We start from the raw sequence: 11,875 nt of genomic DNA, 5'->3' as shown, positions 1-11,875 counted from the left end.
GGGGCAGCGTTATCAGGAGTTGCAGGATTCGCACCGCGAGTTCATCGCCGGACAAAAGCTGTTTTTCGTCGCTACCGCCATGGCGGATGGCCATGTCAACCTGTCGCCCAAGGGCATGGACTCGCTGCGGGTGCTGGGGCCGAAGCAGGTGGCTTGGCTGAACGTGACCGGCAGCGGCAATGAGACGGCTAGCCACATCGAGCATCACCCGCGCATGACCTTGATGTTCTGCGCCTTTGAAGGCAAGCCGCTGATCTTGCGCCTGTATGGGCAGGCACGGGCGATTCATCAGGGCGACCCGGACTGGGCCGATTATTACGGCCTGTTCGACCCCTTGCCGGGCGCGCGCCAGGTTTTCCTGCTGGATGTGGAGCTGGTGCAGGCTTCCTGCGGCATGGCTGTGCCTTACTATCAATACCAGGGCGAGCGGGAGCAGTTGAACGACTGGGCCCGAGCCAAGGGCGAGCCGGGCATACGCGAGTATTGGCGAAACCGCAACGGTGTGAGCCTGGATGGTCTGCCAACCGGCATCGCCCAGAAAAGCGGATTGGTGAGCGTGGATGAAACCAGTCAGGCGTGAGGATGGAGGCGGGAAGGAGGCCGGGGCGCGGCGCGGATGGATGGCCTGGCTGCATCGCCACCCGGCGGCGGCTTTTCTGCTGCTGGGTTTGAGCTTTCTGCTGTTCGGGCTTGGCACCATCAATCTGGCCCTGGTGCTGCAATTGAACCTTAAGCTTTGGCTTGAGGCGGGCTGGCAGGCGGCGATGGATGGCGCGTTGCGCCAGTTGGGTGAATTGCTGTTGTCCGGCTACGCCGCGATGGCGGCCTATATCGTATTCAAGTGTTGCGAAAAGGCGCTGGTGGAGCGGCTGACCCAGCGCGACGAAGACAAACCGAAATCAGACAAACGGGAATAAGGAAGACACCATGAAAATCGCCATTCTGCCGGGTGACGGCATCGGTCGGGAAATCATCGCCCAGGCCGAACGCGTGCTGGACGCATTGCGCCGCGACGGCCTGAAAATCGAGACCGAACACGCGCCCTTGGGCGGCGCGGCTTATGACCAATACGGCGCGCCTTATCCGGAGGCGACGCAGAAACTGTGCCGCGAAGCCGACGCGGTGCTGCTGGGCGCCGTCGGCGGCCCGCAATACGACAAACTGGAGCGTCCGCTGCGGCCGGAGCGCGGCTTGTTGGCCATCCGCAAGGACCTGGGGCTGTTCGCCAATCTGCGGCCGGCCATCCTGTATCCGGAGCTGGCCAACGCGTCCACCCTGAAGCCGGAAGTGGTGGCCGGGCTGGATATCATGATCGTGCGCGAACTGACCGGCGACATCTACTTCGGCCAGCCGCGCGGCATCGCCGTCAATGAACTAGGCGAGCGCGAGGCCTACAACACCATGCGCTACAGCGAGAGCGAAGTGCGCCGCATCGCCCATGTCGCTTTCGGCATCGCCATGAAGCGCAATAAAAAGCTCTGTTCGGTGGACAAGGCCAATGTGCTGGAAACCACCGAGTTCTGGAAAGAGATCATGATAGACGTGGCGCGCGAGTATCCGCAGGTGGAGCTCAGCCACATGTACGTGGACAACGCGGCGATGCAGCTGGTGCGCAACCCCAAGCAGTTCGACGTGATGGTCACCGGCAATATCTTCGGCGATATCCTGTCCGACGAGGCCTCGATGCTGACCGGTTCCATCGGCATGCTGCCATCGGCGTCCCTCGACCAGAACAACAAGGGCCTGTACGAGCCCAGCCACGGTTCGGCGCCGGACATCGCCGGCCAGAACCTGGCCAACCCGCTGGCCACCATCCTGTCCGTCGCCATGATGCTGCGCTACAGCTTTGGCGAGGAAGCCGCCGCGCAGCGCGTGGAAAACGCGGTGAAGAAGGTGCTGGCGCAAGGCTATCGCACCGCCGACATCTACGAATCCGGTTGCGAGAAGGTCAGCTGCTCCGGCATGGGCGACGCGGTGGTGGCGGCGCTGTAAGCCATTTTCCGATCGGCGATAACCGGCGTGGTTCGCTTGTGCGGACGCGCCGGTTTTGCATTCGGCCGGACGGTGTTAATGAAAGGATGCATTTTTCTGATGTCTGAAGGCGTCGTGATGCGCGTGGCGCCACGCGAATAAATAAGCAATGTTCTCGGCAAGCGATGTCGCGCATTAACGGCGCTCATGCCTGCTCCCTGGCCGGCTGCGGATTGTTCACGCCGCCTGAATCGATTGTTCCGATGACCTTCACAATAAAAACGATTTATCCCATTGCCTGACGCGGTGGCGCGCTGCACAATTGCACAATGAGGTAACAAAAATTTCATCGCCGCTCCGCGCAAGACGGGGCGCGATTCACGAATCGGACTTAGGACAGACTCAGGAGATTTACAGTGAGAGTAGGCTTTGTAGGCTGGCGCGGCATGGTCGGTTCCGTGCTGATGCAACGCATGCGCGAAGAAAACGACTTCGCCGTCATCGACGAACCGGTGTTCTTCACCACCTCCAATGTCGGCGGCAAAGCGCCGGACATCGGCCGCGAGGTGCCGGCCTTGAAAGACGCCGCCAATATCGAAGAACTGAAGGCGATGGACGTGATCGTCACCTGTCAAGGCGGCGACTACACCACCGAAATCTACGGCAAGCTGCGCGCGGCCGGCTGGACCGGCTACTGGATCGACGCCGCCTCCACGCTGCGGATGGAAGCGGACTCCATCATCGTGCTGGACCCAGTCAACCAGGGCCTGATCGAGCAGGGACTGGCAAAGGGCGTCAAGAATTACATCGGCGGCAACTGCACCAACTCCATCATGCTCATGGGCATGAACGGCCTGTTCCGCGAAGGCCTAGTCGACTGGGTGTCGTCCATGACCTATCAGGCGGCCTCCGGCGGCGGCGCCAACCACATGCGCGAACTGCTCAAGGGCATGGGCGCGATCCATGCCGCCGTGGCCGATGAATTGGCCACGCCGTCGTCCGCCATTCTGGACATCGACCGCAAGGTGGCCCAGGCCATCCGCGAAGACGTGCCGACCGAATACTTCGGCGCGCCGCTGGCCGGCGGCCTGATCCCGTGGATCGACAAGCAGCTGGACAACGGCCAGTCCAAGGAAGAGTGGAAGGGCCAGGCCGAGGTCAACAAGATTCTCGGCACCGCCAGCGTGATTCCGGTGGATGGCCTGTGCGTGCGCATCGGCGCCATGCGCTGCCACAGCCTGGCGCTGACGGTTAAGCTGAAGAAAGACCTGCCGCTGGACGAGATCGAAGCCATCATCAAGTCCGGCAACGACTGGGTGAAGTGGGTGCCGAACGATCGAGAAATCTCGGTCAAGGAACTGACCCCGGCGGCCATCACCGGCGGGCTGCAAGTCGGCGTCGGCCGCGTGCGCAAGCTGAACATGGGTGGCGAGTACTTGTCCGCTTTCGTGATCGGCGATCAGTTGCTGTGGGGCGCGGCCGAGCCGTTGCGCCGCATGCTGCGTATCCTGATCGCGCGCTGACGGGTAGAATAGGCGTCAAGCCTCGCTCCGGTGCTTGCCGGGGCTGACAGAATTCAAGGGCACTTCGGTGCCCTTTTCGCATTGCAATGCCGGCGGCCCGCGCCGTCGGCGGTAACGATAGGAACAAGATATGTCGACTTCTCTGCAAATCGCCGTGGTGGGCGCCACCAGCCTGGTGGGCCAGGCCGTGCTGGAACTGCTGGCCGAGCGCAATTTCCCGGCCGCCCGCGTGTTTGCGGTGGACAGCGCCGAGCAGGACGGCAGCACCGTGTCGCTGGGCAATCTGGAGCTGGACGTGCACCCGGTGGACGAGTTCAATTTCGAGAACGTCGGTCTGGCCATCTTCGCCGCCGGCGGCGACATCTCGCGCCAATACGTGCCGCAGGCGCGCGATGCCGGCGCGGCGGTGGTGGATTTCAGCTCCGCTTTCCGCCACGACGCCGGCGTGCCGCTGGTGGCGCCGGCGATCAATGCCGCCGAGTTGCAAGACCTGGGCCGCGCGCCGCTGGTGGCCGTGCCCAACTGCACGGTGACGCCGCTGGCCCTGGCCCTGGCGCCGCTGCTGCCGCTGGGCATCGCGCGCGTCACGGTATCCACCTACCAGGCAGTTTCCGGCAGCGGACAGAAGGCAATGGAGGAAATGGCTGACCAGACCACGGCGCTGTTTACGCACCGCGACGCCGAGGTCAATGTCTACGCCAAACGCATCGCCTTCAACGTGCTGCCGCAGATCGGCGAGGTCGACGCCAACGGCGATTCGGAAGAAGAGCGTTCGGTGCGCGATGAAACTGCCCGCCTGCTGAATTTGCAGCCGCAACAGCTGGAAGTGACATGCGCGCGCGTGCCGGTGTTTTTTGGCCATTCCTGGACAGTTCAAGTCGAATTGCATAAAGAGTTTGACCTCGAACAAGTGCAAAATCGGCTCAAGGCAGCAGGATTGCAGGTGGTCGGCCGCGAACAGCACGGCGGCTACATTACGCCGATGGAAGCGACGGGCAACGAAGGGATCTGGATCAGCCGTCTGCGCCGTCATGGCAACGTGTTAAGCTTGTGGCTGTCGGCAGACAACGTGAAAGCCGGCGCGGCCATCCACTGCGTGCGCATCGCGGAGATTCTGGCCGGACAGAGCGCGCAGATGTAATCCCATTCAGGGCAGGCGCAGGGCGCGGCTGTTGTGACATCTGGCTAAACTTGCTGCCAGAGCCTAAGATTGCAGCAGTTGCCCGCCATCCCGGAGGCGGGCTCGCGCCAATAAAATCACATAAATGCGACAATGCCGGAAGGTAGACAGTGAGAAATCAGCGAAAAATCAAGCTTGGCATGCTTTTGATCGGTCTGGCGTGTTCCGCGTGCGCCTGGGCCGGATTGGGGAAGATTTATGTCCGCTCCAATCTGGGGGAGCTTCTGAAGGCGGACATCGAAATGACTGGGGTGACGCCCGGCGAAATGGATGCCGTCCGCGTGGGCCTGGCCGGCATCGAAACCTTTCAGGCCTTGAACGTCGACTATGCCTCCTCGCTGTCGACGCTGCGCTTCGCGCTGAATCCGGGCTCCAATGGCGCGACGATCCGTGTCAGCTCCACCCGCCCCATCAATGATCCCTACCTGCGTTTCGTCGTCGAGGCGCGGGCGCCGTCCGGCCGCTCGGTGCGGGAGTACACCGTGCTGCTGGACCCGGCAAACTACAATCCCGGCGGGCAGAACATCGTGCAGGATGTGCCCAGCTATGCCGACAGCGACCAGGCTTCCCGGTATAAGTCCGCCGCGCCGGCCAGACAGGCGCCGGCGGTTCCCACTGAGCTGAGGGTAAAGCAGGGCGCCACCTTGCGTTCGCTGGCCTTGAAAGTCAAACCGCGCGGCGCGAGCGTGCGCCAGACCATGGCGGCGCTGGCCCAGGCCAATCCCGACGCCTTTGATCAGGGCGATGTCGACCATCCCAAGCCGGGCTCGGTCCTGAAAGTGCCGGCGGCGCGCAAGATCAAGGCGCTGTCGGCCGAGCAGGTCAGCAGCATCCTCGGCCCGGTTGCGAGCACGGCATCGCAGCCGCAGGCGCAGTCGGCCGCATCGGGCGGCAAGGCAGGCGGCGATGTGCTCAAGCTGGTGCCGGGAGACGGTGCCGACAACGCCAAGCTCAGCGACTTGCAGCAACAGATCAATGCCAAAGAAAAGGCGCTGCAGGATGCGACGGCCCGCATCACGGCGCTGGAGCAGCAACTGAAATCATTGCAAGCGGCTGGCGTGATTCCGCCGGCCAAGACGGCATCGGCCGCGGCGATGGCGCCGGCCCCCATGGCCGCGCCTGCCAGTTCGCCCGTCCCGGCGCCAGTCGCTAGCGCGCCCAAACCGATGGAAAAACCGGCCGAGCTGCATCCGGCGCCCAAGCGCAAGCCCGTTCATCTTGCGCCGCCTCCACCGCCGCCGCAGCCGTCTTTGATGAGCCGCGTGATGGATAATCTGCCGCTGATCGGCGGCGGCGTCGCAGTCGTGGGGTTGTTGGGACTGTTGGGCGTGATGATCGCCAGGCGCCGTGCCGGTGGACGTGACGCCGCTGCGGGAGCCGCTTTGGGGCGCGCTACCGTGATGGGGGCCGGCGCGACTGCCGCTGGCGGCTCCAACTCTTTCATGAGCAACTTCACCCAGGCCGCCGGCGCGATTGACGCCGCCGAGGTGGACCCGGTGGCCGAGGCTGAGGTGTACATCGCCTATGGCCGCGATCAGCAGGCCGAGGAAATTCTCAAGGACGCGCTGTTGAAGGACCCGTCGCGCCACGAAGTGCGGATGAAGTTGATGGAGGTCTATGCGGCGCGGCCCGATACCGCGAGCTTCGAGCGTTTGGCGCGGGAGATGCAAGCAGCCTTCGACGGCCGCGGCGCGATGTGGGCCAAGACTGTCACGCTGGGACGGGCCATCGATCCGGAGAATCCTTTGTATCAATCGGGCGACGACGCCATGCCGGAGATTCCGGCGGCTGCCGCGCCTGGCGAGGCGATCGATCTGGACAAGGAGTTGTTCGCCCCGGATGGCGAGGCTGCTGCCGCCGAAATGACGGAAGCCGCCCCCGCGCCCGAGGCCGACCCCTTGGCGGCATTGTTCGAACTGCCGGCAGACGAATCCAAGCGCGAGGAAGAGCCCAACGTGCTGGACTTCGATCTGGAGGCCATGCTGCCGCCGGAGCCGACGACGGAAGCGGCCAAGCCGGCCGCGGCGGAAGGCAATCTGCTGGACTTCGATTTCAACCTTGATGCCGTGCAGGCCGAGCCGCCCAAAGCGGAGACAGGGCCGGCAGAAGCGACGGAAGGATTGGAGTCCCTGTATGCGGACATGCTGGCTGAAACGCCTGCCGAGGCCCCGCCCGCCGCCGGCGCGCAGGCCGAGGGCATGTCTGTGCTGGATGACCCCTTGTCCACCAAATTGGACCTGGCCAAGGTATATCTCGACATGGGCGACCGCGAAGGCGCTCGCGAAGTGTTGCAGGATTTATTGGGCGAAGCCCAGGGGGCGTTAAAAGACGAAGCCCAGGCCTTGCTGGACAAAATCAGCAGCTGAGCCTGGGAATAATCCGCCGCCGCAAATGGCCGCCCTTGCCCGATCTGGCGCAGGCGGCCATTTTTCATGCCGTATGCGCGCCGATGGCGCATAAATAGATGGCCATCAGGGCGCGGCTCGCCTGCTGGCATCGGCTACGCATAAAAAGCGTTTCGCGGTTTTATGGATTTGCGGCGGTGTTTTTTATGCCTATTTTAATATTGATGACCTTGGCGATTGGAAAGTGACCTAGGATTGCCAATCGAAACTGCTATAAGGTTTAATTGCAATGAATGCTAAGCTCGTCCACGCGGAGGGCGAGAGGGGCCGCGGCGGCGCGTCCGGTTAAAAACAGAACAGGCAAAAGGTTGGGAACGTCCAAGATGGCTGCAAATTTACGCATGGCGAGTTTGGCCCTGCTGCTGGCGGGATTGGGGAGCGCATCCGCTGCGCAGGCGGGCCTGGGGCCCATTCATGTGCTGTCGGCCGATGGCGAGGCGTTTTCCGCCGAAATCCCGGTAGTCAATGAGGACATACAGGATTTTGCCCAGGTCAATCTGGCCGACCGCAATAACTACCCCTTGCTTTCGGCTTACAGCGGCTCCGCGCCGACGCTGCAATTCAGCCTGGTGCGCGGAAGCGACGGCCACTTGCAGAAAGTGCTGGTTAAAGGGCCATCGAGCTTCGGCGAGCCCTTGCTGCGCTTTGCCGTGGAAGTAGGTTGGCCGGATGGCAGACTGGTCCGTGAGTTCGAGGTCGATTACAAGCGCGATGGTCCGCGCCGCAAGGCTCCGGTTCCGGCCGGCGACGACGGCAAGCGTCATGCGGCAACGCCGGATCAGGGGTCGCGACTGGATGGCGCCGGCCTTGGCGACATACGCGTCAATTCTCGATTGGGCGAACCCTTGATGGCGGAACTGCCCTTGCTGGGCGGCGTATTCGACAAGGCGGAGCAGTTGCAGGTGGCCATCTACGCCGATACCTCCCAGAGCGGCCAGGTCAAGGAATTGCTGCGGCAGGTGTCCTCCATCTCGTATCAGCATGAGCGATCCGCCGATGGCAGGCGCATGTTGACGCTGGCTTCGTCGGTGCCCATCACCCTGCCGCAATTGGCGTTCCGGGTCGAGGTGGCGGCCGGCAGCGTCAAGGCGCAGAAATCCTATGTGTTGGCTTTGGAAGGAGCGGGAGCAGCCGGCGCTCAAGCCAAAGCCGCGGATCACGCCCCGCAGGCGGCCGAATCGGCCAAGTCCTACAAGGTGCTGAAGGGCGATACGCTGTCCGCCATCGCCTCGCGCATGCATGGCCACGCCAAGGGTGAAGATGTGGCCGCCCGCCTGTTGAAGGACAACCCGGACGCCTTCATCCGGGGCGACGCCAACCGCCTGCTGGCGGGGGCGGATTTACGCTATCCGGCCGAGTGGAAAATGCGAGACCTGGCGCGCAAGGACGCGTCGGAGAAGGCTCAGCCGCCGGCGTCGCCAGGCCCCATGGCCAAATTGCTGGAGCAGGGGCGGCAGGCCGATCAGGCTGGAAAGGGCGCGTCGACCGAAGCCAAGTCCATGGCGAAACCGGAGGCCAGCGCGGCCAAGCCCGCCGCCATCGCCAAGCCCGCTTCGTCGCCGGCCGTTTTGGCCGCAGAGCAAAAGATGCGCGACCGCCTGCACTTCCAGGAGCAGGCCTTGAAGGAAACTGAGGAACGCACTCGCGCGTTGGAAGAGAAGATACGAGCCTTGCAGCAAGGCAAGGCGAAGGCCGCGGCCTCCATGCCGATGGCGGCGCAAGCGTCCGCCGCGGCACAGACGGCCAAGCCCGAGGCGAGCGTCAAGCCTGCCATGCCTTCCTCGCAACACAAGAGCGCGGCGGCCTCTGCTGCCGCCATGGCGCCGGCCAAGAGCGCAGCGGCGAAGCCGCAGCCGGTTGTGAAGGCGGTGGCTTCGCTGCCGAAGGCGGCCGAGGCTGCCACCCAGCCCATGCCGCACCCGGCGCCTGCGCCGACTCCGGTTCCGGTCAATGCGCCAGCGCCCACGGCGCCATCGCATCCGTTGACGCCGAAGCCAGCCACGGAAAGCGTGATGGATGACGCGCTTGCCGTTTTGGGCGACCGCGACGTACAGATCAAACTGGGCGGCGCGGCGGCGGCGCTCGGCCTGGTGGCCTTGCTGCTGATACGCCGCAAGCGGCAAGGCAAGCAGGAGGAGGCCGCTGGCGAAGCGTCTGCGGGCGGAAGCTCGCGCCTGGCGCTGGGGCCGTTGGCGGGATTGATGAGTTCGCTGAAAAAGGACGACGGAGCCGATCTGGGCGCGGTGGACGTGATGGCCGAGGCCGAGGTGTATCTGGCATACGGCCGCTCCGATCAGGCCGTGGCAGTATTGCGCGCCGGTTTGGATAAGGAGCCGATGCGGCAGGATTTGCGCTTCAAGCTGTTGGAGGTGCTAGCGTCCAAGCCGGACAAGGACGCGTTCCTGCAGGAGGCGATGTCGGCCAAGAGCATGTTCAATCCGGACAGCACAATGTGGCAACGCATCTGCGAGCTGGGGCGGAGCACGGTGCCGGGCCATGCTTTGTTTGGCGTGGCGGCTGAGCCTGCCGCCGCGGCCAAGCCTGAGCCGGAGATGGCTCCCGCGGCTGTTCCGCCCGCGCCAGCTGCCGCCCCTGAGCCGGCAGCGCCTCCGCCGCAGCCTGCCGCTCTGGCCCCAGCCGCCAAGCCTGCGGCAACGGCCGCCAAGCCGACGCCGCCCATTGCGGCGCCGGATGTGGATATGGAAAAGATGGAACTGGCCAAGCTGTACATGGAAATGGGCGACAAGGAAACGGCCGAGACCCTGATGCGGGAGGCGCAGCACGGCAGGTAAGCGCAGTTTGGCGGTTTTGTCGGCAATGGCACCGGCCTGGATGGCGGTGCCATTCGTTTTTCTGAGGGCAGGGGCGTGGCGCAAACCTGCCGGGATAGGATAAAGTGAGGGTTTTACGGTCTCGCTGGCGGCAATGGCGCGCGAGGCCGGGGAACGAATGGATGATTGGGTATGAGAATCGCGCTCGGCATCGAGTATGACGGCCGGGCGTTTGCCGGCTGGCAAAGTCAGCCGCACGGCAATACGGTACAGGATATCTTGAATCAGGCCTTGGGCCGGATTGCGGGTAACCGCGACATCTCCACGGTGGCCGCCGGCCGCACCGACGCCGGCGTGCACGCGGCGATGCAGGTGGCGCATTTCGACACCGATGCCAGCCGCCCGCTGAATGCCTGGGTGCGCGGCGTCAATGCCTTGCTGCCGCCGGAAATCGCCGTGGTGTGGGCGCGCGAAGTGGACGATAGCTTCCATGCCCGGTTTTCCGCTTTTTCCCGCAGCTACAGCTATTTTTTGCTGACGCACCCGGTACGCTCCTGCCTGCTGGCGGGCAAGGTGGGCTGGTATCATCAGGCGTTGGATGTCGATGCGATGCGCGAAGCGGCGCAGCGTCTGCTCGGACGGCATGATTTTTCCAGTTTCCGCGCGTCCGAGTGCCAGGCCAAGTCGCCAGTGAAGGATTTGCAGCGGCTGGACATCGTGGAGGACGGTGGGCTGATCCGCTTCGACCTCGTTGCCGATGCCTTCCTGCACCATATGGTGCGCAATCTGGTGGGCGCGCTGCTGTACGTGGGCAAGGGGGCTTTGGACGCGGCTGGCATGCAGTCGCTGCTGGAAGCGCGCGACCGCACCTGCGCGCCGCCCACCTTCATGCCGGATGGGCTTTACCTGACCGGCGTAGGCTATCCGGAGACGTTTGGCCTGCCGTCGCAATGCGAGGCCGGGCGCTTGAAACTGCGCTAGCAGCTAACAGAGAAGAGACAGTGGTCAGAATCAAGATCTGCGGCATCACCCAGCCGGAACACGGCGCGGAAGCCGCCCGCCTGGGCGCCGACGCCATCGGACTGGTGTTCTACGACAAGAGCCCGCGCAATGTGTCCATTGAGCAGGCGCGTGCCGTGATCGCGGCGCTGCCGCCTTTCGTCAGCGTGGTCGCCTTGTTCGTCAATCCGGCGCGCGAATGGGTGGAGCAGGTGCTGGCTGGCTGCGCCATCGATGTGCTGCAGTTTCATGGCGAGGAGAGCGCGGAATTCTGCCGCTCGTTTCAGCGTCCGTATCTGAAAGCCGTGCGGGTGAAGCCGGGTGTCGATCTGCTGCAATGGGCTGCGGCGTACCCGGATGCGCGCGGCTTGCTGACCGACGCCTTTGTCGAGGGCGCGCACGGCGGCACCGGCGCGACGTTTGACTGGACCCTGCTGCCGGACGATCTGCCTTTGCCGTTGATCCTGTCCGGCGGCCTGGACGAACACAATATCGAAGAAGCCGTGCGCCGGGTAAAACCGGCCGCGGTGGACGTCTCCAGCGGTGTGGAGGCGGCCAAGGGAATCAAAGATGCTGCCAGAATGGCGGCCTTCATATCAGGAGCAAGACATGGATCGGTATGATTTTCCGGATGCGCAGGGCCATTTCGGCCCTTATGGCGGTGTCTATGTCGCCGAAACCTTGATGGTGGCGTTGGACCAGTTGAAAGAAGAATACGCCCGCGTGAAGGCCGATCCGACGTTCTGGCAGGAGTTCCGCCATGAACTGAAGCATTACGTCGGCCGTCCCAGCCCTGTCTACCACGCCAAGCGTTGGTCCGAGCAATTGGGCGGTGCGCAGATCTGGCTGAAGCGCGAAGACCTGAACCACACCGGAGCGCACAAGATCAACAACGCCATCGGCCAGGCGCTGCTGGCGCGCCGCATGGGCAAGAAGCGCGTCATCGCCGAAACCGGCGCCGGCCAGCATGGTGTGGCCACGGCCACCGTGGCGGCGCGCTATGGCATGGAGTGCGTGGTGTACATG

General features: G+C 63.9%; 10 protein-coding genes. All 10 read left to right on the top strand.

Annotation, left to right across the window (positions count from 1 at the left end; genetic code table 11):
* A partial coding sequence (locus JHD59_RS20825; protein WP_199155653.1) for a pyridoxamine 5'-phosphate oxidase family protein occupies positions 1-580 on the top strand: 580 nt, incomplete at its 5' end.
* Between the two features lie 40 nt (positions 581-620).
* On the top strand, positions 621-917 hold the full coding sequence (locus tag JHD59_RS20820) for a hypothetical protein (RefSeq protein WP_103321594.1): 297 nt from the start codon (positions 621-623) through the stop codon (positions 915-917).
* 10 nt (positions 918-927) lie between these two features.
* Positions 928-1,992 carry a 3-isopropylmalate dehydrogenase gene (gene leuB, locus JHD59_RS20815; RefSeq protein WP_199155652.1) on the top strand — a complete coding sequence of 355 codons (1,065 nt, stop codon included), beginning with the start codon at positions 928-930 and terminating at the stop codon, positions 1,990-1,992.
* Positions 1,993-2,387: 395 nt separating this feature from the next.
* Positions 2,388-3,494, top strand: a complete 1,107-nt coding sequence (asd, locus tag JHD59_RS20810) for an aspartate-semialdehyde dehydrogenase (protein ID WP_199155651.1) — start codon at positions 2,388-2,390, stop codon at positions 3,492-3,494.
* A 130-nt stretch (positions 3,495-3,624) separates the two neighbouring features.
* A complete protein-coding gene (locus tag JHD59_RS20805; protein WP_199155650.1) occupies positions 3,625-4,635 on the top strand; it encodes an aspartate-semialdehyde dehydrogenase in 1,011 nt (336 codons plus the stop codon).
* Positions 4,636-4,916: 281 nt separating this feature from the next.
* On the top strand, positions 4,917-7,040 hold the full coding sequence (locus tag JHD59_RS20800) for a FimV/HubP family polar landmark protein (protein ID WP_233164435.1): 2,124 nt from the start codon (positions 4,917-4,919) through the stop codon (positions 7,038-7,040).
* A 380-nt stretch (positions 7,041-7,420) separates the two neighbouring features.
* A complete protein-coding gene (locus tag JHD59_RS20795; RefSeq protein ID WP_199155649.1) occupies positions 7,421-9,871 on the top strand; it encodes a FimV family protein in 2,451 nt (816 codons plus the stop codon).
* 171 nt (positions 9,872-10,042) lie between these two features.
* Positions 10,043-10,831, top strand: coding sequence for a tRNA pseudouridine(38-40) synthase TruA (gene truA / locus JHD59_RS20790; RefSeq protein WP_199155648.1), 789 nt, complete (start codon positions 10,043-10,045; stop codon positions 10,829-10,831).
* A 20-nt stretch (positions 10,832-10,851) separates the two neighbouring features.
* Entirely contained in the window at positions 10,852-11,472 is a 621-nt protein-coding gene (locus JHD59_RS20785; protein WP_368671635.1) for a phosphoribosylanthranilate isomerase, read from the top strand.
* On the top strand, positions 11,459-11,875 hold a 417-nt coding region (locus JHD59_RS20780; protein ID WP_199155646.1), incomplete at its 3' end, for a pyridoxal-phosphate dependent enzyme. The genes JHD59_RS20785 and JHD59_RS20780, both read left to right, overlap by 14 nt.

The sequence above is a fragment of the Chromobacterium sp. ASV23 genome, from assembly GCF_016428945.1.
Taxonomy (GTDB): domain Bacteria; phylum Pseudomonadota; class Gammaproteobacteria; order Burkholderiales; family Chromobacteriaceae; genus Chromobacterium; species Chromobacterium sinusclupearum.
The sequence above is the reverse complement of the archived record's forward strand: the minus strand, read 5'-3'. Positions and strand labels throughout refer to the sequence as shown.

What these genes read in the sequence shown, in the direction of transcription:
- leuB (WP_199155652.1), top strand. Translation starts at nt 928, where the DNA reads ATGAAAATCGCCATTCTGCCGGGTGACGGCATCGGTCGGGAAATCATC.
- JHD59_RS20820 (WP_103321594.1), top strand. Translation starts at nt 621, where the DNA reads ATGGCCTGGCTGCATCGCCACCCGGCGGCGGCTTTTCTGCTGCTGGGT.
- JHD59_RS20795 (WP_199155649.1), top strand. Translation starts at nt 7,421, where the DNA reads ATGGCGAGTTTGGCCCTGCTGCTGGCGGGATTGGGGAGCGCATCCGCT.
- truA (WP_199155648.1), top strand. Translation starts at nt 10,043, where the DNA reads ATGAGAATCGCGCTCGGCATCGAGTATGACGGCCGGGCGTTTGCCGGC.
- JHD59_RS20805 (WP_199155650.1), top strand. Translation starts at nt 3,625, where the DNA reads ATGTCGACTTCTCTGCAAATCGCCGTGGTGGGCGCCACCAGCCTGGTG.
- JHD59_RS20800 (WP_233164435.1), top strand. Translation starts at nt 4,917, where the DNA reads ATGACTGGGGTGACGCCCGGCGAAATGGATGCCGTCCGCGTGGGCCTG.